Here is a 23615-nt window from a genome sequence, read left to right on the forward strand (position 1 = left end):
CATGAGCATTGCTAGCTTGCTTCTAACGCAGCAGCGCCGACTCGCAGCAGGCCGAACTCAATCCCCCATCAGCCCCTGCGCCTTGGCCATGGCCACGGCCTGGGTGCGCCGCTGCACACCGAGCTTCACGTTGATCCGCCGCGCATGGGTCTTGACCGTGTGCAGCGAGATGAACAGGCGATCGGCGATTTCCTGGTTGGAACAGCCCTGCGCGATCAGCTGCAGTACAGCCAGCTCGCGCGAGCTGAGCAGTGCGGTCCCGGCGCTGGCCGGTTGATCCAGCGCCGACGATGGCTCGAACAGACGCTGGTGCAGGTTCTGCCCGGTCTCACCCGGCAGCATGCGTTCCAGCCATTGCGGCTGGCGTTGCTGCAGATCCTGCAGAGGCCGCAACAGACGCAGTTGCCGTGCCTCGCCGATGGCCTGCTGCAACAGCTCATCGGCCTGCTCCAGCTGCCCCTGCGCCAGTAGCGCCTCAGCCAGGCTGACCCGACACTCGCAGGCCAGGGTGCGATGGCCGGCAAGCTGGCTTTCATCCAGCAGCAGGCGCAACGCATGTTCGGCGGCAGCCTGATGGCCGAGCAGCAGATCGCTGATCGCCAGGCTGTGGCGCAAGCGCGGCAGCAGGTCGTAGAACTCGGAGGGCGCCAGCTGCTGGCGCTGCTGCAACTGTTGCAGGGTCTGCGCGAGCAGTTCACGCGCACGTCCCGTCTGTCCCTGACGCATCAGCAAACGCCCGGTCTGCAACTGCAGCACGCAGCGGTAACGCACCTCCGGCACCCGCGACCACTGCATCACCCGCTCGGCCTTCTGCAGCCACTGGTGCGCCTCTTCGAGGTCACCACGACTCTCGGCCAGCTCCAGCAGCCCCAGGTAGCCGGAAATGATGTAGGCATCCTCGCAATGCTCGGCTTCCTGCAGCCCCAGGCGATACGCCTGCTGCGCCTCCTCATCCAGTCCCTGGCGCGCCAGCAGGCTGGCCCGTACCAGCAGCAGGCGGGCGACCACCGGGCTGTGGCTGAAACCTTCACGCAGCAGTGCCAGCGTCTGCTCGGCCAGCTCGACTGCACGCCCGGTCTCGCCGCGCATCTTCAGCAGCAGGCAATGATCGGTAATGAGCAGGGCTTCGTAAATCAGGCTGCCATTCAGCCGCGCCAGTCGCAGGCCCTGGTCCAGCGCCTGCTTGGCCTGGTCCAGAGCGTGCTCGGCCATATGCTGCTGGGCCAGCGCCTGGTAACAGAGCACGCTCTGCGACCAGCTGCCCTCGTCCAGCATCTGCAGCGCCTCCTGGCAGTGCAGCCGCGCATCGCGACGCCCACACTGACGCGCCAGCACGCCCGACAGCGCCTGCCAATGGGCGATCAGCTTGCGCTGACGCCGCTCATCGGGTTGCGGCATGAAATGCGCCAGCCCCTTGATGCAGGCGCTGGCCTCGTCGAAACGGGCGCAGATGATCAAAGCCCAGGCCTGCAGCACGATCAGCCGCGGCGAACTGGCGAACAACCAGTCCGGCAGCTCCGCGCGCCATTGCAGCAGTTGCGCGACCGAGTGGCCCTGCAGCAACTGTTCCTGATCGAAGCGCTGCAGATAGTTGACCGCGACCTCGACCTGCCCCGCCTGCAGGGCATGCTCGACCGCCTCGCGGACGTCGCCATGCTGGGCGAACCACTGACAGGCGCGCACATGAATCGAGGCCGGCACCGGTGCCCCCGGCAGGCGCCGCAGCACCTCGGCCAGCGGCCGCCACAGGCGGAACCAGGTGCCGCTGCTGTCGAGACAGCGCACGAACAACTGACGTCGCTGCAGCTCGCTCGGCAGCTCGGCACCACGGCCGTCCAGCAGATGCTCGCAGAGCGACAGGGAAAAACGCGGCAACAAGGCCAGCGCATGCAGATCGCTGCGCAACTCCTGGTCCAGATCGTCCAGTACCTCACGCTGCACATAGTCGCGCAGCACCGGACAGCCATCGTGCAAGCGCTGACGCAGCGCGTCTTCGTCGGCATCGAGCAGCAGCAGACGAATCGCCGCCAGCCAGCCTTCGCTGCGCGCCAGCAACGTCTGCCGCAGATCATCGGCCATCCCGACCTGCAGGGCCGCCAGCAGCTCGCTCAGTCCGGCCTCATCCAGCGCCAGCTCTTCGCCCTTGAGCTCCAGCAGGTCACCCTGCAGCAGCAGGCGCGGCAGGTTCCAGGCTGGTGTACGGCGGCTGGCGACCCACCAGGTGACATGCGCCGGCGCTGCGGCGAACAGACGGTCGAGGCAGGCATCGAGCGCTTCGTCGGCCTGCCGCGGATAGTCGTCGATAAAGATCCACAGACGTCCCGAGCGCTCATGCAGATGATCGATCAGTACGCTTTCGCTGACCTCCTCGCCCGGCACCTGCATGGCTGCGGCCAGCCGCCTACACAGTTGCGCCGGCGTCAGGCTGCGCCCGGCGAGATCGAGCCAGACCCGCCCGACGGCGGCTGGCGTCTGCCGCGCGCACTGGCCGAGCAGCACGCTCTTGCCGGTACCAGCGGGCGCGCACAGCAGGCGCAGGCGCGACTCGCTGGCGAGCAGGCGCTGCTGCAAGGCGGGTCTGGACACAACGCATGGCGGCAGCCGCGGTAGATCGACAGGTTGCGCCTGCAGCGCAGTCGGGCGGGCGATGGCAAGGGTCGGCATGGCAGCGGTTCTCTCTGTTTGTCGTTGTTGAACCACCCGCCGATGGTACCCCGATCACCGCCCACGACCACCCCTTGACGCTTATGGCGCGAGATTCACGGGAGAGGGGCAGGCACAAAAAAGCCGGTGACGCACTGGGCGCCACCGGCTTGTTCAGGCGGCAGTCGGGTCAGCGAACGCCGGCGTTACGCAGTGCGGCCGGGGTGAAGTCCTTGGCCGAGGCCTGGGTGCCGTACTGCACCGCGGAGCGTTCCTCGTTGGCCATGCCGATGGCGATGTAGCGGCCAGCGATCACGTCGTAGAGGGCTTCCAGCGCGTACACCGGGATCTTCTTGTCGTACTGCTGGAACAGCAGCGCCTCGCCGACACGCCAGAGCTGACCACGACCGTCGTAATGCTCGGACATGGCGATCTGCCAGGAATCCTCATCGACGAAGAAGCGACGCTTGGCGTAGATGTTGCGCTCGCCGCTCTTCAGCGTGGCTTCCACTTCCCATACCCGGTGCAGCTCGTAGCGCGCCAGGTCCTGGTTGATATGGCCGGCCTTGAGGATGTCGCTGTACTTCACCTGCGGCGAGGCCAGGCGGAAGTTGTTGTAGGGGATGAACGCCTCGCGCTTGCCCACCAGCTTCCAGTCGTAACGATCCGGCGCACCGCTGAACATGTCGAAGTTGTCGGTGGTGCGCAGGCCGTCGGCGGCAGTACCCGGACCGTCGTAGGCTACCTGCGGAGCGCGGCGCACACGGCGCTGACCGGCGTTGTAGATCCACGCCATGCGCGGCTCGCGCACCTGGTCGAGCGAGTCGTGCACCAGCAGCACGTTGCCGGCCAGACGCGGCGGCGCGGTGACCCGCTGCTTGAACAGCAGCAGGGTGTTCTCGGCCTTGGCCGGATCGATGTCCGGCAGGTCGTCGGGCACCGCCACCTCATCCTCGAAGTTCACCAGGGTGTAGGAGCCGTTGGTCTGCGGCGAGGCCTGGACGATGCTGCGCTTGAGGTTGCCGCCGCGATAACGGGTGATGTGGTTCCACACCACTTCCAGACCGTTCTGCGGGATCGGGAAGGCGTAGTAGCGGCTGTGCTTGAAGTTGGTCAGGCCGTTGCCCCCCTCCACCAGCCCGGTGTTCAGCGCGCTGGTTCTGGCAGCCTCGTAGATACGATCCGGCACGGCCGCGCTGCGATGGGTCGGATAGACCGGCATTCGGTAGCTTTCCGGATAGCGCTGGAACATCGCCAGCTGGCCGGCGGTAAGGCGGTCGCGGTACTGGTCCAGGTTCTGCGCAGTGATGGTGAACAGCGGCTGCTCGCCGGCAAAGGGATCACTCAGAAAGCCACGGGCATCGACCTGCCCGGCGTCGCTGGCCAGGCCGCCGGTCCAGGCCGGGATGGTACCGGCATTGTTGCCGGCCATCTCCGCGCCCAGCGGGGTCAGGCTGGTACCGAGCTTGGCTGCTTCCTGTTCACTGACCGCAGCGAGCACGCTACCGGCCAGCAGGCTCAGGGACAGCGCGCCAAGCATCTTCAGGGTTGTATTCATCTGCATTCCTCAACTGATCCTGATGGCCTAGAAGCTCACGCCGAAGCTGAGCGCCAGGAAGTCGCGGTCGACCGCGATGTTGTAATCGCCGCCAAAGAAGTCGGTGTACGACAGGCTGGCGGTGTAGGTATTGCGATAGTCGGCGTCGATGCCGATGCTCACGGCCTTGCTGCCTTCGTTGAACAGGCCGTTGGGGCCGTAGCCGTCGACGTCATGCGACCAGGAGATGTTCGGCTTGAGGTTGACCCCGGCGAACACGTTGCTGTACTCCCACAGGCCGCGCACGCGGTAGCCCCAGGAGGTGCTGGTGACGAAACCGTGGGTGTCACCCTCGAAGCCGTAGGCACCGAACAGCGAATCGCGGCCGTAGCGCATCTTGTCGCGGCTCTCCAGACCGCCGACGTGAGCCATGCCGATCTCGCCCACCAGAGTGAAGCGGCCGGCACCCATGACCTGATCGAAGAAGTGGGTGAAGGTGGTCTGCACCTGGGTCACTTCCTTGCGCCGGTAGCCGATGTTGTCCTCGCCCGGCCCAGCACTGACTGGCGAGGTGCCCGGTGCGATGGGGTTGACCAGGCTCAGGGTCAGGTCCGTGGTGTTGATCTGCAGCGGCATGTTCGGCCGGTAACTGATCTCGCCGCTCCACGCGGTACCGGTAGGCAGGGTGGTGGAGAAGCTCGCACCGTACAGGCGAATGTCCTCGGGGTAGTCGAGGAAGTAGCGGCCGTTGCCGAGCATCACGCTCTGCGCCAGGCCGGCGCCGCTGCCCGGCACGATGCCTTCGGCGGTGCCGATGATCCCGGGCAGGGCTGCCAGGGTCGCCAGGCCGGCGTTCTGCGTACCGACGATGGGCGTGCGACTGTGGTAGTTCATGAAGTACAGGCCGTACTCGGTCTCGTCGCCCAGCCAGCGCAGGGCAACACCCCACTGTCCGCTGTCGCGGGCGTCACGGTCGCCGGCACGGGGAATGATCACGCCCTCGTCATCGACCCGGAAGCCCTGGCCGGCGCCGGCAGCCACTGGCTCGAGCCCGGCGATGGCCGGAGAGCCGACGTGGTAACCGCTGTCGCAGCCATCGGCCGCCACATCGGCGGTGGAGAAGAAGGTGCCGCAGTTGTCGGCGATGGTCTGGTCCCACTCCAGCTGATAGAAGGCCTCCATGCTCAGGCGGTCGGTCAGGCCCTGCGACAGATAGAGCATGTTGACCGGGATCAGACCTTCCTTGATCTCGGCGCCGGGACGGCGGAAGGCAGCCGCGTCGATCGGGTTGATCGAGTTGATGCTATTGCCGATGAAGGTGCTCTCGCCCCAGCTCACCACCTGCTTACCGACACGCACTGTACCCGGCAGATCGCCGATGGCGTAGTTGTGGTAGATGAAAGCATCGAGGATTTCCGCCCCGGCGGACTTGGCGCCCTCCTTGCGGTTGTGATCGTCGATGTCCTTGAACAGGCGGTGCTCGTCCTTGAGTTCGAAGTCGTACCAGTACTTGCCACGCACGAACACACCGGTATCGCGATAGCGCAACTCAAGGTCGTGGATGCCCTTGAAGATCTTCGAGAAGGTCTCGCCCTTCTTGAAGTTCAGCCGGCCGTCGTCACCGGTCTGCGACTGGCCCTGGCCGCCGTTGTTGGGGCCGATCAGGTCACGATCCGGGCTGCGCATCGACCAGCTGGCACCGACCGACAGCGAGCTGTCGAACTGCCCCTCGATCTCACCGATATTGAAATTGACGGCCTGTGCCGGGGCGGCGAAACCGACGGCAACGGCCAAAGCCAAGGTGTGCGGCTGGAATAGTCCGGGCCCTGTTGTTCTTGTCATGCGGGTCTCCTGAAGTGGGGGTGCAACTGCAGGAAACCCTACGCAGCGACCCCACCTCGGATAAGCGCACCAAGGAGGGATTTCACCTGTCGCCCGAAAGGATGAATGCCGCCCTGACGCGGGCGTACGCGAGCCGACCTCAACTTGCTGAATGACGGATCATCAAAGGGACAGGGAACTTTATGGCGGACAGGCTCAGCGCCAGCGATCGAGCAGGTTCACCGCCAGGCGGTCCAGCCAGCCCCACAGCCGTTGCTGCGTGCGGCGCCACCAGGGCCGCTGGCGCCAGTCGTCGAGCGTGATTTCGCGGCTGTTGGCGAAGTCGTCGATGAAGCTCGCCGCCACCGCCTGGGTCAGACCTGGGTCGAGCGCCTCGACGTTGGCGTCGAGGTTGAAGCGCAGGTTCCAGTGGTCGAAGTTGCACGAACCGACACTGACCCAGTCGTCCACCAGCACCATCTTCAGATGCAGGAAACGCGGCTGGTATTCGAAGATGCGCACACCGGCCCTGAGCAGCTTGGGGTAGTAGCGCTGACCGGCGAAACGCACCGGCGGATGGTCGGTATTGCGCCCGGCCAGCAGCAGGCGCACCTCGACACCACGGGCCGCAGCACGGCGCAGGGCTCGGCGGATCTTCCAGGTGGGCAGAAAGTACGGCGTCGCCAGCCAGACGCGCTGTCTGGCGCCCTTCAGCGCACGCAGCAATGAAAGCACGATGTCACGATGCTGCGCCGCATTGGCGTAGGCCACCCGCCCCAGGCCGACACCGGCTGGCGGACATTCGGGCAGGCTCAGCGCAACCGGCTGGTGGCTCGGGCGCCAGGAAAAACGCGCATGCCAGAGCTGTTCGAACAGCTGCTGCCAGTCGCCCACCAGCGGCCCCTCGATTTCCACCATGACTTCGTGCCAGGGACTGGGGGCCTCATCCGGCAGCCAGAATTCGTCGGTGGAGCCGGTGCCTCCGACATAGGCCAGGCACTGATCCACCAGCAACAGCTTGCGGTGATCGCGATGAAAATTGCGCATGCCCCGCCGCCAGCGCAGCGGGTTGTACCAGCGCAGCTGTACCCCCGCAGCCAGCATGCGCTCACGCAGCACGGCGCCCAGCCCCGCCGCGCCATAGGCATCGAACAGGCCACGCACCGTGATGCCTCGCTCGGCTGCCCGGCACAGGGCATCGACCAGGCGCTCGCTGCAGCGGCCGTCCTCGATCAGGTACAGCTCGATTTCCACCTGCTGGCGGGCGCCGTCGATGGCCGCCAGCATGCGCGGAAAGAACGCCGGCCCGTCCAGCAGCAACTCGAAGCGATTGCCGCCGCGCCAGGGAAAGATGCGACCGCGCGCGTGCACGCTCAACGCGCCGTGAAGATCAGCACGGCGCCCACCGGCACCGAAAGACTGATGGCGGGCAGATCGGCGACCTTGCGCAGCGCCTCGATGCCGCCGGCCAGGGCGAAGTCTTCGGCGTGCAGTACCAGCGGCGCCAGGGTCACCACCTGGAAACGACGCTCATCGAGACGGGTGACCAGCAGTTCGCTGTCCAGCTCGCGGCTGTGCTCGTTGAGGGTCAGTTGCAGGGGCAGGCGCAACTCCAGCTGCGCGCCGGGCGCCAGGTCGGTGAATTGCGCCAGATCTACCTGGGCACTGACACGCGCCTCGGGCAGACGCGAGGTGTCGAACAACATGGCACGCAGACGTTCGTCGCGCAGCGGGATGCCGGTGCTCAGCGAGTCCAGGTCCACGCGCAGGCGCGCGCGCCCATCGGCGGCGATCTGACCGTGCAGGGTGAGGAAGCGATGCACCTCCGACTGACTGCCGGAGTGCGTGGAAATGAACGACAGTCGCGAGGACTCGTTGTCCAGATACCAGTCGGCGTGAACGGGCAAGGCGGCAGCCAGCAACAGGGCAACAAGCGAACGGCGCATGAGAACTCGCAAACGGCATGACCAGGCGGCAACGATAGTCGCCACAACGAGGCTTGCAAAGCCCTGCTCCAGAGCCATTGTGCCGATGGCCATGCCCCTTAGCCCCGATAAAATCCGCAACTGCCGGACAGGGTCTAGTCGTTCGGCAGCAACTGGCAACCCTGCCGCTCGCCCAGCCAGACAGCGCTGTGTGTGCGGCCCAGGCCACTGGCGGTAACACGTTTGGCATCCTGGTCGTCGAGCAGGCTGCTGATCGGCACGTACTGCGCAACATAGCCTTCGCAATAATTCGCCGGATTGCCGCTGACGTAACGGCAGGAGCAATACTCCTTGGCCGTATAGGCACCGATGATGTCGGGGAACGCCGCCAGATGTGCGCGATTCGGCCAGGCCCAGGCCAGCAGCAGAATCAGCAGCAGCGCCAGCACGCTGAGAATCGGGTGACGACGAATCATGGCTGCACCTCCGCAAATGCCGCACGCACGCGCCTGAGCAACTCGTTGTGCTGGAAGCTGCGGTCGCGGTCATCGGCGTAGCGCACCACCACCAGTTTCTCCTGCGGCAGCACGTACAGCCCCTGGCCCCAATGGCCCAGCGCGGCGATGGTATCGGCCGGTGCATCCGGCCAGGGTCGCGTGCTGCCCGGCAGTTCTGCGTTGAGCCACCAGTGCCCACCCGGCACCGCGTCGCCTGGCGCGAAGCCCTGTGGCTGATAACCGGCGAACGGCGTGGAAACGAAATCGACCCAGGCCTGCGGCAACAACTGGCGTTCGCCCCAGCGACCGCCACGTTGCATCAGCAGGCCGACCCGGGCCAGATCGCGCGCTGTCATGTAGGCGTAGGACGATGCGATGAAGGTGCCGCTGGCATCGCGCTCCCAGGTAGCGCTGCTGATGCCCAGCGGCTCGAACAGCGCGGTCCAGGGATAATCGGCGTAGGCCTGCTCGCCAACCATGCCGCGCAGTGCGGCAGCCAGCACGTTGCTGTCGCCACTGGAGTAGCGAAAGCGCGTACCCGCTGCTGCATCAGCTGCGTGTGCAGCGGTGAAGGCGGCCATGTCGGCACGCCCACGGGTGTAGAGCATGGCTACCACCGAGGACTTCAGCGGCGCGTACTCGTAGTCCTCTTCCCAGGCCAGACCCGAGGCCCAGTTGAGCAGATGGCCGATCTTGATCTGCGGATGTTCGGCCATCGCCGGATAGTACTGCGCGGCCGGCGCATCGAGCTTGAAACGTCCTTCGCCGTAGGCCACACCCAGGGTGGTGGCCAGCAGACTCTTGGCCATCGACCAGGAAAGATGCGCGGTCTGCGCCGTGGTCGGCTCGGCATAGCGCTCGTAGACGATCTGCCCGTCGCGGATCACCAGCAGCGCATCGGTGCGTACGCCCTTGCGCTCGGCGTCATTGCGTTCGGCAAAGGCATAGTCTTCGAGCGCGGCCAGCGCAGCGCTCTCGGTACGGGGCTGGCTCTGCCAGTCGGGTTGCGGCCAGTTTTCCGCCAGAGCGGTGCTGGCGAGCAGGCTGAGACCGAGCGCCAGGCTCAGTCGACGAAGAGAAGGGGTGAGCATGATGGGCCTCGGTTAATGACCGAGGCGCACCCTAGCATGGCGAAGATGGCTGCTTGAAGGGCCTGTTGCGCCATCTCCGCGGCTCATTCGGGCAGCGCGCCCCTGCCGTCACTTGGGCAGTTGGTAATCTTCCGGGCCCATCAGGTCGAGACCGCACTCGAGGTTCTCGATCCAGTAGAGGAAGGCACTGATCATTTCCGGACCAACGAAAGGCCGGCCATGCTGCGGCACGATCATCGCCACATCCATCTCGCGCACCATCGCCGCCCACAGGCGACAGGCCTTGTTGCCGGCCATGTAGCGGCGGTGGAAGCCTTCCATGTTCGGCACATGGTTGACGAAGTCGCGCACCGGTGTGGCGTCATCGACCAGCGAAGCGCCCATGTCGCCGGAGAAGAGGATCTTACTCACCGGGTCGTACACCTGGAAGTTGCCCACCGAGTGCAGGAAGTGCGCCGGCACGGCCTTGAGGTTGCACTTGCCCAGCGGAATGCTCTGGCCACGGTCGGGCAGCGCAATGATGCGGTCGTAGGTGTTGATGCCCCGGCTCAGCGCCAGGTAGTTGGCGGTCAGGTGCGGCAGGAAGCGCGCCCACAGCTTGGAGCAAATCACCCGCGCACGGGTGTGCAGCAGCCATTTGTCCAGGGAGGCGATGATGTCCGGGTCCTGGTGCGAGGCGAAGATGTAGGTCAGGTCCTGCACCGGAATGTGCTTGGACAGTTCCAGCGACAGGGGCGTGTAGGTCAGATCGCCGCCCGGGTCGAGCAACAGGTACTGCTCGTTGTCGGTGATCAGGAACTGGTTGGACTGAACGCCTTCGCCGCTGACCAGGTCATCGAACATCAGGCATTGGTGGCTGCCGTTATCGAACAGCACGATAGGCTCGCGGCGCATGGAAACCTCGTAGATGAATCGCGAAACAACCTTATGCGCACGCCAGCATTGCGGTACTGATATGGATCAAAAGCCGGCGACAATGTGCCGCGCTTTCTCCAGGCGTTTGGCCCGCGCCGCCTCGGCGATGCGCAGCAGACCCTTGTCGCGCTGCCACAACTCGGCCCAGCCGGCAGGCCCGGCGGCGAGGGCGGCATCCAGCTCGCCAGCCAGGGCCTGTTGCTCGGCGAACAGCCCGGCCAGCAGCAGGTGCGTGGCGGGCGCATTCGGCTCCTGCCGCGCCACCTCGGCGCAGCCGGCGAGCAGCGCCTGCAGGCGCAACAGCAGAGCGTCCGGCCAGCAACTCTCGCGGCCGATGCCGAACAGCCAGGCGCTCACCGCCGTGAGCACATGGGTGTCTTCCAGAGTGCGAAAGGGTTTGACGTAGGCGTCCCAGCCGTCGCCAGCCAGGCGTTCACCCTGCGCCTGCTGCAGATGCAGACGCGCATGACCGATGTCGGGCATCAGCGGCAGCGCCGGCAGCGGCTCGATGCGCACACCCGGCGCCCCCTGACGCACCACGCCGAGAGCCAGGCGCGGCATCTGCCCTTCGCCCTCCTCGCGCGCGGCCACCAGCAGCCAGTCGGCGTATTCGGCGGCGGTGACGAAATCCTTGCGGCCACTGATCTGCAGGCCTTCGATGCGGGTGTTCATGTCCGCCGGGCGGGTGCTGCGATTCTCCGTCACGCACAGTGCGCCGGCCGTCCACGGCGCCGCCGGCCACAGCACGCGCAATGCGGCCTGGTAGCCGGCGAGAAAGGCCAGACCCGGCGTGGCCGCCTGCAAACCGCCCAGCAGCGCCAGCTCGAAGGGTTGCGGAGTACCGCCCAGCCGCGCCAGCAGGCGCGCGTACCAGTCTTCCAGCCCGGCTTCGGCATTCAGACGCTCGACGGGCTGAAACAGGCTCGACCAGGGCATCGCGACTCTCCTCGCAGCAGCCCCCGGGCTGCCGTCACACAAGCATCAAAAAAGCTTCACGGTGGCGACACCGCAGCTACCTAGCCTGAGCTTGCCCAACAAGATCGACCGGCTGCAAGCGTCCAGCCGGCATACAGAGGATCTGGCATGACTGAAAACGCCCGTCGCCTGCAGGCTGAACGCCTGCAAGGCCCCGTCGCCCTGCGTGAAGCCCAGGCCCTGCGCTACCGCGTGTTCAGCGCGGAATTCGGCGCCAGGCTCGATGGCGCCGAATTGGGTCTGGACAGGGACCACTACGACATCCACTGCCGGCATATCGGCGTACGTGATCTGCAAAGCGGTCAACTGGTGGCCACCACCCGCCTGCTCGATCACCAGGCCGCTGCCGGCCTCGGTGGCTACTACAGCGAAGAGGAATTCGCCCTGCACGGCCTGGCCGGTCTCGAAGGCCCGGTGCTGGAAATCGGCCGCACCTGCGTCGATGGCGCCTACCGCAACGGCGCCACCATCGCCGTGCTCTGGGGTGAGCTGGCCGAGATACTCAACGAAGGTGGCTACCGCTACCTGATGGGCTGCGCCAGCATCTCAATGCAGGACGGCGGCATCCAGGCCCGGGCCATCATGCAGCGCCTGCGCGAGCGCTACCTGTGCACCGAGCACCTGCGGGCCGAACCCAGGCACCCGCTGCCGCAGCTGGATCTGCCAGGCAACGTCATCGCCGAGATGCCGCCGCTACTCAAGGCCTACATGCGCCTGGGCGCGAAGATCTGCGGCGAACCCTGCTGGGACAGGGACTTCCAGGTAGCCGACGTGTTCATCCTGCTCAAGCGCGACGAGCTGTGCCCGCGCTACGCCCGGCATTTCAAGGCAGCCGTCTGAGGGCGCGTATACGGAAAACTTGCATCGCCCATGAAGGCCCTGTAGACAGAGGCCGGCTTTCTCACCTGGAGTCCTTCATGGCCCGACTGCGCCTTTCCCTGCGCCTGCTGCATCTGGCTCTGGTCATCGCCTTCGGCACGCTGCTGGCCGGCATCGTCAGCCTCTGTGAACGCATCGTGCGCCACGACCTGATGCCCCTGCGCCAGCGCCTGACGCGCTGGTTCCTCGCCCGACTGGGCAGCGCCCTGCCGTTTCGCGTCCGCGTCGAAGGCGAGCTGCCGGCGCAGCCGATGCTATGGGTGGCCAATCATGTGTCCTGGACCGACATCCCGCTGCTCGGCGCCCTGCAGCCGCTGTCGTTCCTGTCCAAGGCGGAAGTGCGCGACTGGCCGCTGGCCGGCTGGCTGGCGCACAAGGGCGGTACGCTGTTCATCCGGCGCGGCGCCGGTGACAGCGGCCAGGTCGGGCAACAGCTCACCCGCCATCTGCAGCAGGGCCATCACCTGCTGATCTTCCCCGAAGGCACCACCACCGACGGTCTGGCCCTGCGAACCTTCCACGGGCGCCTGATGAGCAGCGCCATCGACAGCGGCGTGGCCGTACAACCGGTGGCCATCCGTTATCTGCGCAATGGCCAGCCCTGTCCGGTGGCGCCTTTCGTGGGCGACGACGACATGCTCTCGCACCTGCTGCGCCTGCTTTCGGCCTCGGCCTGCGACGTGGAAATCCGCCTCTTGCAGCCGATTCCCAGCCAGTCACGCAGCCGCAACGAGCTGGCTCGGCACAGCCAGGCCATCATCGCCGGCGTCCTGCAAGCGGACGCGGCATCGCAAGGGCCAGCCGAGGCCGCCTAGCCTCAGCCGGCCGGCGGCACGATCAGCGCGTCGCTGTCGAGCGTGCCCAGCAGTCGGCTGGCTACGCTGCCAAGGAAAAAACGCGACGCGCCTTCACGGGCATGGGTACCGAGCACCAGCAAGTCGGCGCCGGACTGCCGCAGAGCCTCGCCGACCACTCCTTCGGGCGATCCGATCTGCACCAGCAGACGCTCCTGACTGAGCGACGCGCCGACAGCGTCCAGACGTTCCACCAGTTGCTGACGCAGCAGCTCGCGCTGGTTCTCCAGCACTTCGGCGCTGATACCCGCCTCCATCATCGCGCCTGCTGCCACCGGCTCGACCGCACTGGCCACATGCAGGCTGTCCAGGCTCGCCAGGCCCAGCTCACGGGCGCGCTGCAAAGCCTGCTGCGAGGTGCGCGAGAGGTCCATTGCCAGTACGGCCCGGCGGTACTCGTGGGTTACCGGCCCGTTGACTCGCAGCACCGGCAGATGGCTGCTGCGCACGACGCGCTCGAGCGTGGTGCCGACGAAGAAATCACGCAGCGCCGATTTGCGATGCGCTCCGACCACCAGCAGATCGGCGCCCATTCCACGCGCGCTTTCGACGATCACCGCAGCCGCTTCGCCGGTGCCGACGATCACTCTCGGCACGCTGCCGGCCTGCTCACCCAGGCGCTCGGCCTGGGCCAGCAGAAGAGTTTCCGCCTGCTGCACCTGACGCTGCACGTGCGCGGCCGGCGCATCGTCATCGATCACATGCAGCAGGGTCCATTCGCCGCCCCCCTGGCGACGCACCAGTTGCACGGCGCGCTGCACCGCATGCGCCGAACGCTCGGACAAATCGGTCGCTACCAGAATCTTGATCATTTCGTTTCCTCCATGGGTTCAACACCGAGTTACATTCAAGCGCCTGCCGGCGCCGTTCCCCTTGATGCAGGTCAGGCCAGCTCCACTAAAGCGCACTAGAGTGATCAGTACAGCTCGTCACGCCAGTTCAGGTGACCTGCACAGCCGCCCCAACGAAGGAGACGTGTGGCTCATGGGCAATCCTCCCTCTCGACATAGTGACCACGCCTGGCACGCTTTGACTGCACAGCAAGCGCTGGAGGCGCAGCACAGCAGCGCCAGCGGCCTCAGCCAGGCCGAAGCCGAACTACGCCTGCAAAGCCACGGCGCCAACCGTCTGCCGCCACCGCATCGCCGTGGGCCCCTGCTGCGCCTGCTCTATCAGTTCCACAACGTGCTGCTCTATCTGATGCTGGTGGCCGCCCTGATTACCGCCCTGCTCGGCCATTGGGTCGATACCGCGGTGATCCTCGTCGCGGTGCTGATCAACGTGATCATCGGCTTTATCCAGGAAGGCAAGGCGGAGAATGCGCTGGACGCCATCCGCAACCTGCTCTCGCCGCACGCCATGGTGCTGCGTGACGGCGAACGCCACGAAATCGATGCCGAACGCCTGGTGCCCGGCGACATCGTGCTGCTGGCATCCGGCGACAAGGTGCCGGCCGATCTGCGCCTGCTCAGCGTGAAGAACCTGCTGGTGGAGGAAGCCGCGTTGACCGGCGAATCGGTGCCGGTGGAAAAATCCGTCGCCCACTGCAACCGCGATACCGTGCTCGGCGACCGCCGCTGCATGGCCTTTTCCGGCACCCTGGTCAGCAGCGGCCAGGCCACCGGCGTGGTGGTGGCCACTGCGGCCGACACCGAACTGGGGCGCATCGGCGCCATGCTGCAGCAGGTGCAGGCGCTGTCCACGCCGCTGCTGCGGCAGATCGAGCAGTTCAGCCGCTGGCTGGCGGTGATCATCCTGATCCTCGCGCTGGCGACCTTCATCCTCGGCATCCTCTGGCACGGGCAAGCCCCCGGCGACATGTTCATGATGGTGGTGGCGCTGACCGCGTCGGCCATCCCCGAAGGTCTGCCGGCGATCATGACGGTGATCCTGGCCCTCGGCGTACAGCGCATGGCCGGCCACAACGCCATCATCCGGCGCCTGCCGGCGGTGGAGACCCTGGGCTCGGTGACGGTGATCTGCTCGGACAAGACCGGCACCCTGACGCGCAACGAGATGACCGTGCAGCGCGTGGTCAGTGCCAGCCGCATTCTCGATGTCAGCGGCGTTGGCTACGCCCCGGAAGGCGCCTTTCACCAGGATGGCACGCTGCGCGAGCCCGACGCAGAACTGCTGGAGATCGCCCGCGCCGCACAACTGTGCAACGACGCGCGCCTGCAGCAGGACGCTGCCGGCCACTGGCTGCTGCATGGCGACCCGACTGAGGGAGCACTGCTGACCCTGGCGCTGAAGAGCGGCCTCGACACCCGGAGCCTGCTGGCGCAACTGCCGCGCAGCGATGCAATCCCCTTCGAGTCCGAGCACCGTTTCATGGCCACCCTGCATCATGACCACGCCGGTCATGGCCTGATCCTGCTCAAGGGCGCCCCGGAACGCGTGCTGGAGATGTGCAGCAGTCAGCGCAGCGCCGACGGCGACAATGCGCCCCTGGACGCCGATTACTGGCGCCGCCAGGCCACCGACCTGGCCGCCCGCGGGCTGCGCCTGCTGGCCCTGGCCAGCAAGAGGGTGCCGGCAGAACAGCGCACGCTGACGTTCGCCGACGTGGACGATGGGCTGACCCTGCTGGCCCTGATCGGCATCATCGACCCGCCGCGTGAAGAGGCCATCGCCGCCGTCGCCGAATGCCAGCGCGCCGGCATCCGGGTGAAGATGATCACCGGCGATCACGCCGAAACCGCCCGCGCCATCGGCGCACAACTGGGCATCGGCGTCGGCCTGCCGACCCTGACCGGTGCCGAGCTGGAGCTGCTCGATGACCGCCGCCTGCGCGAAGTGCTGCCCGGCGTCGAGGTGTTCGCCCGGGCCAGCCCGGAGCACAAGCTGCGTCTGGTGCAGATCATGCAGGAGAGCGGCCAGGTGGTGGCCATGACCGGCGACGGGGTCAACGACGCGCCGGCGCTCAAGCGCGCCGATGTCGGCGTGGCCATGGGGCTCAAGGGCACCGAAGCGGCCAAGGAAGCCGCCGAAGTGGTGCTGGCCGACGACAACTTCGCCACCATCGCCGGTGCCGTGCGCGAGGGTCGGGCGATCTACGACAACCTGAAGAAGTTCATTCTCTTCTCCCTGCCCACCAACGGTGGCGAGGCCCTGATCGTGATCACCGCCATCCTGTTCCAGCTGGCCCTGCCGATGACCCCGGCGCAGGTACTGTGGATCAACATGGTCACCTCGGGCACGCTGGGCCTGGCGCTGGCCTTCGAGCCAGCCGAGCGCGGGCTGATGAATCGCCCGCCGCGTGATCCGGGCGAAGCCTTGCTGTCGGGCTTCTTCGCCTGGCGCGTGCTGATGGTGTCGCTGCTGATGATGGCCGCCGCGCTCGGCCTGTTCCATTGGGAACTGCAGCGCGGCAGCAGCCTGGAGATGGCGCGCAGCGTGGCGGTCAATGCGGTGGTGATCTGCGAGATGTTCTACCTGCTCAACAGCCGCAGCATCTTCGCCTCGGTAGTCAACCGCGACGGCCTCCTGGGCAACCGTGCGGTGCTCTGGACCATCGCCGCCTGTGCCGCTCTGCAGCTGCTGTTCAACTACGCGCCGCCACTGCAGCGGGTGTTCGGCTCCACCGGGCTGAGCCTGCAGCAATGGCTGCAGGTACTGCTGGCCGGCCTGGCGCTGTTCAGCGTGGCGGAACTGGAGAAGTGGCTGGTCAGACGCTATCGCCTGCACCCGCAGGCACGCTGATCAGCCGTCTGCCGCATCCAGCTGCGCCCGGGCGAAGGCCATCAGTTCCGGGTAAAAGGCGCGGAAGTCTTCACTGAGCGGCTCGTACAGCCGCTCCAGCTCGATCAGGCTGCCGTCGAGCAACTGCGGTCTGGACAGGCGTCGCTGCATGCCGGCGATCACCTGTTCCAGCACCGCGAACTCGCGGTAGCTGCCTAGCCAGTCCTGCTCCGCCATGCGCGGCGCCATCAGCGCCAGGCGCCCCGGCAGCTGCGGCTCGGCCGCCAGCACCCGATACACCCGGCCGGTGAACTGGTCCAGTGGCTGCGCTGCGTACGTCTGCCAGTCACGGGCCAGGCAATGATCGAAGAACAGGTCGAGCAACATGCCGGCCATTCTCCGCCGCTCCAGCGGAAAGCGTGCGCGCGCCTGCGCCTGCAGGGGATGGCTGTCGGTGAAGGCATCGATACGCCGGTGCAGGCGAATGGCTGCCTCGATTTGTGCCGGCCAGCGCCCGTTGAGCGGGCCTTTGACGAAGTCGCCATAGAGGCTGCCGAGCAACTGTGACGGGGCATTGCCGCCGAGATGCAGATGGGCGAGGTAATTCATCCCGGCAGCTTAACGCCGCTGGAAGAACAATCGAAGCGACTGATGAAGACTATTGGAACAATCGATCTGTATATCGCTCAGAGACGATATAAGGTTCGCCGCATGACGATACGCAACGATCACACCCTGGATATCGACGCCATCATCAAGGCCATTGCCCACCCGGTGCGCCGCGACATCCTCGGCTGGCTGAAGGAGCCCGAACGCCACTTCGCCGAACAGGCTCATCCGCTGGAGATCGGCGTGTGTGCCGGCAAGATCTTCCTGCGCACCGGGCTTTCGCAATCGACCGTATCCGCCCATCTGACCACCCTGCAGCACGCTGGTCTGGTGACCAGTCGCAAGGTCGGCCAGTGGCACTTCTTCAAGCGCAACGACGAGCTTATCCAGACCTTCGTCGAGCGCCTGGGCCAGCAACTCTGATTCGATCTTTAATCCCGGAGACATCGCATGCCGACATTGTTCGACCCCATCCAGATCGGTGATCTGCATCTGAACAACCGCATCATCATGGCGCCGCTGACCCGCTGCCGCGCCGACGAAGGCCGCGTGCCCAACGCACTGATGGCCGAGTACTACACCCAGCGCGCTTCGGCCGGCCTGATCATCAGCGAGGCCACTTCGGTCACGCCGATGGGCGTCGGCTACCCGGACACTCCCGGTATCTGGTCGGATGAGCAGGTTCGTGGCTGGAGCAACATCACCCAGGCGGTACACGCCAATGGCGGCAAGATCGTCCTGCAGCTGTGGCATGTCGGGCGCATCTCCGACCCGATCTACCTGAACGGCGAACTGCCGGTGGCTCCCAGCGCGATCAAGCCCGCCGGCCACGTCAGCCTGGTGCGTCCGATCAAGGAATACGTCACCCCGCGCGCCCTGGAAACCGAGGAAATCGCCGATATCGTCGAGGCCTATCGTCAGGGTGCCGAGAACGCCATGGCCGCCGGTTTCGATGGCGTGGAAATCCACGGTGCCAACGGTTACCTGCTCGACCAGTTCCTGCAGAGCAGCACCAACCAGCGCACCGACCGCTTCGGGGGCAGCCTCGAGAACCGTGCACGCCTGCTACTGGAAGTGGCCGATGCGGCCATTTCCGTGTGGGGCGCCGGCCGTGTCGGCGTGCATCTGGCGCCGCGCGCCGACTCGCACGACATGGGCGACGCCAACCGCGCCGAAACCTTCGGCTACGTGGCCCGTGAACTGGGTAAACGCGGCATCGCCTTCATCTGCACCCGCGAGAAAGTGGGTGAAGACAGCCTGACGCCACAACTGAAGCAGGCATTCGGCGGCGTGGTCATCGCCAACGAGCGCTTCACCAAGGATCAGGCCAACGCCTGGCTGGCCGAAGGCAAGGCCGACGCCGTGGCCTTCGGCATTCCCTTCATCGCCAACCCGGACCTGCCGGAGCGTCTGGCACAGGACGCCGCGCTGAACGAGCCGCATCCGGAAACCTTCTACGGCGCAGGCCCGGTCGGCTATATCGACTATCCGCGTCTGTAACGCACCGTACGACCGGCAATAAACGAACAAGCCCCGCATTGCGGGGCTTGTTCGTTCAGCCAAGCGCCTCAGCGCTGATCGATTTGCTGCTGCAGATTCATCACCTGGCTCTGCAGGGTGTTGATGTTGCGCGTCATCTGCGCGCGGAAGGCATCGAACTCGGCGGTGGTGGGGCCGGCGCTGGCGGCCGGGCGATTGTCCAGCTCGCTGCGCAGTACCAGCAGATCCTGCTCCAGGCTGCGGATGGACTGGGCCGGGTTACCCTGCTTCTTCAGCGCTTCGATATCAGTACCGAGTGCCTTGATCCGGGTATCGAGCTTGGCCAGCTCGGCCTGGGTCGCCTTGGCATCACCCTGCGCGGCCTTCAGCGCCGCCTGCTCGGTAGTGAGAGCCTGCAGGCGCTTGTCAAAATCGGCGCCGGCACCGATGCCGCTCTTGAGCTCATTACCCAGTTGTTCGACCCGTTTGTCCAGCGCGGCCTGCGCGGTAGCGCTCTGCTGTTGCTGCTGGCTCAGCTCGGCCAGGCGATTCTCCAGCTGCTTGACCTGCAGCTTGAGCGCCTCGCTGCCGCTGGTGACGCTGGATTCGGTCGCCACCACCTTGCCGGAAATATCCTGAATGCGTCCGGCCGCCTCCTCACTGATACGGGCGAAGCTTTCCTGGGTCGCCACCAGGCGCTGCTCCATCAGGCCGATCTGTTGCAGGCTCCACCAGCCCAGGCCGGCCAGGGCAAAACTCAGCGCACCGACCAGTGCCCACAGCGGCCCGGTGCTGGCGCCTTTGGGCGCCGCCTTGCTGCTGGAGACACGGCTGCTGCGTACAGCCGGCTCCTCGCGCGGCTCGGCGAAATCCTCGCGGCGCTCCGGGGTCAGGCTGGGCAGGTTGTCGAGCTCGTCGTTGGCGTCGTTACGCATGGTCGGACCTATGGTTGGAACGAAGAAACGGAAATGCCGCGCAGTATACCGATTCGCCACTATGCCATCAGCGTCGCGCCAAGCAGGTGCGCGATGCACCGACGAAGGGCGCGACAGGGCCATCGACTCGTCCGCATCCCAGCAGTTCCGTAGAAGTTGAACTGGTACGCACTTTGCTTTTGCCCTGACGCGAGCGCATCGATAGCACGTCGCTCACAAGCCAGCAGGCGGCCTGAAAGTTCTGCAGAGCACTTGGCACGACATGCGTGTTACAGCCGATGGGAAGCGGCTGGCCAGATCACGGCGGGAGAGGAAGGCCTCAGCCGGTGATCCTTCAACCAAGCGGGGGAAGTCATGATGGAACTGAACAAAGAAGTACTGGACTGCATGAAAGCACTGCGGCGTCGCCTGCGCGACGAGCAGGCAGCGGACATCCACCTGAGCCAGCCCAATGCAGTCGACGCCATGCTCGAAGGCTGCCTGAAGTCCCACGACGAAGAGACCCGCCGCCTGGGCCAGCGCCTGGCCGAACTCTCCGATCAACCCCAGCGCGTCGCCAAGCCGGTGGCCGAGGTGGAACTGCCGGTTGGCAATCCGACCGGCTCGGTGCGCATCTATCGCGGCCAGCGCATCTACTCCTGAGGCCCCATCTGCGCCTGCCACCAGGTGCAGAACTCGTCCAGCGCATCCCACAGGCTGGCCCTGGGCTCATAGCCCAGGTACTCACGGGCGCAGTCGATGTTCAGGGAAAAATCCCTGGCCATCACCGCCACGCCCAGGCGAAACAGGCTCGGCTCGGGATGCCCGGGCCACAGGCGACACACACCTTCATTGAGCGTCGCCGCAGCATAGGCCAGCGGGAACGGCACATGCCGGGTCACCGGCGGCAGCTCCAGGCGGCGCAGCACGTAGTTGACCACGTCCCACAACGGCACCGGCGCACCATTGCTGATGTTGTACACCTGGCCAAGGGCCGCCCCCCCGACCTGCAGCGAGCCGAGCAAGGCATCATTGAGATTGTGCACGCTGGTGAAGTCGACCTTGTTCAGGCCATTGCCGATGATCGCCAGGCGGCCCTTGCGCTGCATGCCAATCAGTCGCGGGAAGATGCTGGTGTCACCGGCGCCGGTGACGAAGCGCGGCCGCAGGGCGATCACCTCCAGACCGAACTCCTGTGCGGCGAACACCTGCTGCTCGGCCAGGTACTTGGTCTTGCCATAGTGATCGGAGAAGCGCCTGGGCAGCTGCTCCTCGCGGATATCGACATGGGATTTTCCATCGAAGTAGATCGACGGCGAGGACAGATGCACCAGGCGCCGGACCTTCTGCCTGAGGCAGGCATCGACGATATTCTCGGTGACCGTCACGTTGGCCTGGTGAAACTGCGCGTAATCACCCCATACGCCAACGGCGCCGGCGCAGTGCACCACCGCCTCGACATCCTGACACAGCGCCTGCGCCAGCTCGGCATCGCCAAGGTCGCCCTGGACGAACTCGGCGCCGCGCTTGATCAGATGCTGCACGCCTTCGGCACGGCGGCCGTTGACCCGCACATCCAGGCCCTGTTCGAGTGCGAACCGCGCGAAGCGCCCGCCGATGAAGCCACTCGCGCCGGTGACCAGAATCTTCATCGCATCCCCCAGACATTGGTTCTTGTAATGCCCGCACTCTAGCAGCGCACGGTCCGACCTGCGCTGTCGGCAGCGGCCAGAACTACGACTCTGCAGACCGCCAGGAGTGCAGTGGTACCAGCACCGAAGACGAGTGGCGACGCAACTGCTCGGTCAGTTCGCCAAGCAGTTCACCGCCGTTGCGCCAGTGATGCCAGTACAACGGCACATCGATGAAGCGCTCCGGCACCAGATCCACCAGCCTGCCGCTGGCCAGTTCGTCACGGACCTGCAGTTCCGGCACCAGCCCCCAGCCCAGCCCACCTTCGGTCAGACGCACGAAACCTTCCGACGAAGGACACAGGTGATAGGCGAAAGCGCCCGTCACGCCCAAACCAGCCAGGTAGCGATGCTGCAACTGATCATCCGGGCCATAGACGATGGCCGGCGCACGCGCCAGCGCCTCGGCGCTGACACCCGCGGAGAAATGTCGGGCGATAAAGGCCGGGCTGGCCAGGGCGCGATAACGCATCGCTCCCAGCGCCATGCTGCGCGCGCCGGCCACCGGCCGCTCGGCAGCACATACGCAGCCGGCCACTTCGCCGGCGCGCATGCGCCTGAGTCCCACTTCCTGATCCTCCACCACCAGCTCCATCAACACCCGCTGGGCGGCGCAGAACTCCGCAGTCGCCGCCGCCCACCAGGTAGCCAGGCTGTCGGCATTGATGGCAATGCGCAGACGCTCCGGCAAGGCCTGCTCATCCAGCCCCGGCACCTGGCCCTGCAGATCGCGTTCGAGCAGACGCACCTGCTGCACGTGGTTGAGCAGGCGCCGACCAATCTCGGTGGGCGCCGGCGGTGTGGCACGCACCAGCACGGGCTGCCCCACCCGCTCCTCAAGCAGCTTGATGCGCTGGGAAACAGCCGACTGCGACAAACTCAGCACCTGCGCCGCGCGCTCGAAACCAGCCTGCTCCACCACTGCGGCCAGAGCTGCCAGAAGCTTGTAATCGAACAATCGATTTTCCTAATGAGTGATCAGCAATATTTGTTTCTCTTATACATGCAGACGCCGCAGACTCGCCAGCATTCGGTCAGATCAGGAGCCAGGCATGTCCGGCGAAACCAACCTCGCGCGCCTGCTGCAAAGCATGACGCCCCAGCTCAACCCCGGTCAGTACGTGTTCTGCTGCGTGGCGGCCGAACATGACTGCAGCAACCTGCAGCCCATCGCCAGCCTGCGTGAAGCCGAAGGCCTGAGCCTGGTGTTAGCGCGCGAGAGTGCCGACCGGCACGGCCTGAGTTACGACTATGTCGCCGCCTGGATCACCCTGCAGGTGCATTCGTCACTGGCAGCGGTGGGCCTGACTGCCTCTTTCTCTGCCGCGCTGGCGCAGGCAGGCATCAGCTGCAACGTGATCGCCGGTTTTCATCACGACCATATCTTCGTACCCCTCCAGTGTGCCGAACGGGCGCTGTCGACCCTGCGCGCACTGTCGGCCGTGTCGCTGCCGGAGCCAGCCTGATGTGGCAGAGCTACAGTAACGGCCTGCTGGTGGCCATCGGTCTGATCATGGCCATCGGCGCGCAGAACGCCTTCGTCCTGGCGCAGAGCCTGCGCCGCGAACATCACCTGCCGGTGGCGGCGTTGTGCATCGTCTGCGACGCCGTGCTGGTGGCCGCCGGCGTGTTCGGCCTGGCCACCCTGCTGGTGCAGAGCCCGACACTGCTGGCCGTCGCCCGCTGGGGCGGCGCCGCCTTCCTGATCTGGTACGGCAGCCAGGCGCTACTGCGCGCGGCACGCCCACAATCGCTGCAGGCGGCCGCAAGCGAACCACGCTCATTGCGCGCGGTAATGCTCGCAGCGCTGGCGGTCACCCTGCTCAACCCGCACGTCTATCTGGACACCGTGCTGCTGATCGGCTCGCTCGGCGCCCAGCAACCCGAACCAGGCGCCTATGCCGCAGGCGCGGCCAGCGCCTCCTTTCTCTGGTTCAGTGCCCTGGCACTTGGCGCTGCATGGCTGGCGCCCTGGCTGGCCAGGCCGGTGACCTGGCGCCTGATCGATCTGGGCGTGGCGACGATGATGTTCAGCGTGGCGGCGCAGTTGATTCTGGGTGCGCTCTAGCCTCATCCCTCGCGCCTCCCGGCGGCGCGTACGCTT

22 protein-coding genes are annotated in these 23615 nt (G+C 66.0%); 8 read left to right on the plus strand and 14 right to left on the minus strand.

What is annotated here, in order from left to right; all coding sequences use genetic code 11:
- Positions 1 to 57: 57 nt before the first annotated feature.
- From OEG79_RS15915 to OEG79_RS15955, 9 genes are all read right to left on the minus strand, one after another.
- Positions 58 to 2664, minus strand: a complete 2607-nt coding sequence (locus tag OEG79_RS15915; RefSeq protein WP_264145931.1) for a LuxR C-terminal-related transcriptional regulator — start codon at positions 2662 to 2664, stop codon at positions 58 to 60.
- Positions 2665 to 2833: 169 nt separating this feature from the next.
- Positions 2834 to 4201 carry a DUF1329 domain-containing protein gene (locus OEG79_RS15920; RefSeq protein ID WP_264145932.1) on the minus strand — a complete coding sequence of 456 codons (1368 nt, stop codon included), beginning with the start codon at positions 4199 to 4201 and terminating at the stop codon, positions 2834 to 2836.
- A gap of 27 nt (positions 4202 to 4228) precedes the next feature.
- Positions 4229 to 6022, minus strand: a complete 1794-nt coding sequence (locus OEG79_RS15925) for a DUF1302 domain-containing protein (protein ID WP_264145933.1) — start codon at positions 6020 to 6022, stop codon at positions 4229 to 4231.
- Between the two features lie 195 nt (positions 6023 to 6217).
- Complete coding sequence (locus OEG79_RS15930; RefSeq protein WP_413247514.1) at positions 6218 to 7378, minus strand: phospholipase D-like domain-containing protein; 1161 nt, start codon at positions 7376 to 7378, stop codon at positions 6218 to 6220.
- Entirely contained in the window at positions 7375 to 7947 is a 573-nt protein-coding gene (locus OEG79_RS15935; protein ID WP_264145935.1) for a YceI family protein, read from the minus strand. Before OEG79_RS15935 ends, OEG79_RS15930 begins: the two co-directional genes overlap by 4 nt.
- A 134-nt stretch (positions 7948 to 8081) precedes the next feature.
- Positions 8082 to 8402: an amidase gene (locus tag OEG79_RS15940; protein ID WP_264145936.1), complete on the minus strand. Its 321-nt coding sequence runs from the start codon at positions 8400 to 8402 to the stop codon at positions 8082 to 8084.
- Complete coding sequence (locus tag OEG79_RS15945; protein WP_264145937.1) at positions 8399 to 9514, minus strand: serine hydrolase domain-containing protein; 1116 nt, start codon at positions 9512 to 9514, stop codon at positions 8399 to 8401. Before OEG79_RS15945 ends, OEG79_RS15940 begins: the two co-directional genes overlap by 4 nt.
- Before the next feature lie 108 nt (positions 9515 to 9622).
- Complete coding sequence (locus OEG79_RS15950; protein WP_264145938.1) at positions 9623 to 10408, minus strand: MBL fold metallo-hydrolase; 786 nt, start codon at positions 10406 to 10408, stop codon at positions 9623 to 9625.
- A 66-nt stretch (positions 10409 to 10474) separates the two neighbouring features.
- Complete coding sequence (locus OEG79_RS15955; protein ID WP_264145939.1) at positions 10475 to 11365, minus strand: acyl-CoA dehydrogenase family protein; 891 nt, start codon at positions 11363 to 11365, stop codon at positions 10475 to 10477.
- Positions 11366 to 11512: 147 nt separating this feature from the next.
- Between OEG79_RS15955 and olsB the strand changes: the two genes are divergently transcribed.
- Both olsB and OEG79_RS15965 read left to right on the plus strand, forming a co-directional pair.
- Positions 11513 to 12244 carry an L-ornithine N(alpha)-acyltransferase gene (gene olsB / locus OEG79_RS15960; RefSeq protein ID WP_264145940.1) on the plus strand — a complete coding sequence of 244 codons (732 nt, stop codon included), beginning with the start codon at positions 11513 to 11515 and terminating at the stop codon, positions 12242 to 12244.
- Positions 12245 to 12321: 77 nt separating this feature from the next.
- A complete protein-coding gene (locus OEG79_RS15965) occupies positions 12322 to 13098 on the plus strand; it encodes a lysophospholipid acyltransferase family protein (protein ID WP_264145941.1) in 777 nt (258 codons plus the stop codon).
- Between the two features lie 2 nt (positions 13099 to 13100).
- On the opposite strand, the gene OEG79_RS15970 is transcribed toward OEG79_RS15965, so the two are convergent.
- Positions 13101 to 13949, minus strand: a complete 849-nt coding sequence (locus tag OEG79_RS15970) for a universal stress protein (protein WP_264145942.1) — start codon at positions 13947 to 13949, stop codon at positions 13101 to 13103.
- 172 nt (positions 13950 to 14121) lie between these two features.
- On the opposite strand from OEG79_RS15970, the gene OEG79_RS15975 reads away from it, so the two are divergent.
- Positions 14122 to 16839, plus strand: a complete 2718-nt coding sequence (locus tag OEG79_RS15975; RefSeq protein WP_264145943.1) for a cation-transporting P-type ATPase — start codon at positions 14122 to 14124, stop codon at positions 16837 to 16839.
- Here the strand turns inward: OEG79_RS15975 and OEG79_RS15980 are convergent, their stop codons facing one another.
- On the minus strand, positions 16840 to 17427 hold the full coding sequence (locus OEG79_RS15980; protein WP_264145944.1) for an ACP phosphodiesterase: 588 nt from the start codon (positions 17425 to 17427) through the stop codon (positions 16840 to 16842). It lies immediately after the preceding gene.
- Positions 17428 to 17529: 102 nt separating this feature from the next.
- On the opposite strand from OEG79_RS15980, the gene OEG79_RS15985 reads away from it, so the two are divergent.
- Positions 17530 to 17850, plus strand: coding sequence for an ArsR/SmtB family transcription factor (locus OEG79_RS15985; protein WP_264145945.1), 321 nt, complete (start codon positions 17530 to 17532; stop codon positions 17848 to 17850).
- 27 nt (positions 17851 to 17877) lie between these two features.
- Positions 17878 to 18927, plus strand: coding sequence for an alkene reductase (locus OEG79_RS15990; RefSeq protein WP_264145946.1), 1050 nt, complete (start codon positions 17878 to 17880; stop codon positions 18925 to 18927).
- Positions 18928 to 18995: 68 nt separating this feature from the next.
- Here OEG79_RS15990 and OEG79_RS15995 read toward each other — a convergent pair whose 3' ends face one another.
- Entirely contained in the window at positions 18996 to 19841 is an 846-nt protein-coding gene (locus tag OEG79_RS15995) for an ATPase (RefSeq protein ID WP_264145947.1), read from the minus strand.
- 357 nt (positions 19842 to 20198) lie between these two features.
- On the opposite strand from OEG79_RS15995, the gene OEG79_RS16000 reads away from it, so the two are divergent.
- The gene (locus OEG79_RS16000; RefSeq protein WP_264145948.1) at positions 20199 to 20483 is read left to right on the plus strand and encodes a hypothetical protein; all 285 of its coding nucleotides are present in this window, start codon (positions 20199 to 20201) and stop codon (positions 20481 to 20483) included.
- Here the strand turns inward: OEG79_RS16000 and OEG79_RS16005 are convergent.
- Together OEG79_RS16005 and OEG79_RS16010 are read right to left on the minus strand one after the other, a co-directional pair.
- The gene (locus OEG79_RS16005; RefSeq protein ID WP_264145949.1) at positions 20474 to 21472 is read right to left on the minus strand and encodes an NAD-dependent epimerase/dehydratase family protein; all 999 of its coding nucleotides are present in this window, start codon (positions 21470 to 21472) and stop codon (positions 20474 to 20476) included. The genes OEG79_RS16000 and OEG79_RS16005 overlap by 10 nt on opposite strands.
- A gap of 82 nt (positions 21473 to 21554) precedes the next feature.
- Complete coding sequence (locus OEG79_RS16010) at positions 21555 to 22469, minus strand: LysR family transcriptional regulator ArgP (protein WP_264145950.1); 915 nt, start codon at positions 22467 to 22469, stop codon at positions 21555 to 21557.
- A 94-nt stretch (positions 22470 to 22563) separates the two neighbouring features.
- Here OEG79_RS16010 and OEG79_RS16015 point away from each other — a divergent pair, with 94 nt between their 5' ends.
- Both OEG79_RS16015 and OEG79_RS16020 read left to right on the plus strand, forming a co-directional pair.
- Positions 22564 to 22977 (plus strand): ACT domain-containing protein, encoded by a 414-nt coding sequence (locus OEG79_RS16015; protein ID WP_264145951.1) that lies wholly within the window; start codon positions 22564 to 22566, stop codon positions 22975 to 22977.
- Positions 22977 to 23579, plus strand: a complete 603-nt coding sequence (locus tag OEG79_RS16020) for a LysE/ArgO family amino acid transporter (RefSeq protein WP_264145952.1) — start codon at positions 22977 to 22979, stop codon at positions 23577 to 23579. The genes OEG79_RS16015 and OEG79_RS16020 overlap by 1 nt, the downstream gene beginning before the upstream one ends.
- The last annotated feature ends 36 nt before the right edge of the window (positions 23580 to 23615 follow it).

It is taken from the genome of Pseudomonas sp. Z8(2022) (assembly GCF_025837155.1).
Taxonomy (GTDB): Bacteria; Pseudomonadota; Gammaproteobacteria; order Pseudomonadales; family Pseudomonadaceae; genus Aquipseudomonas.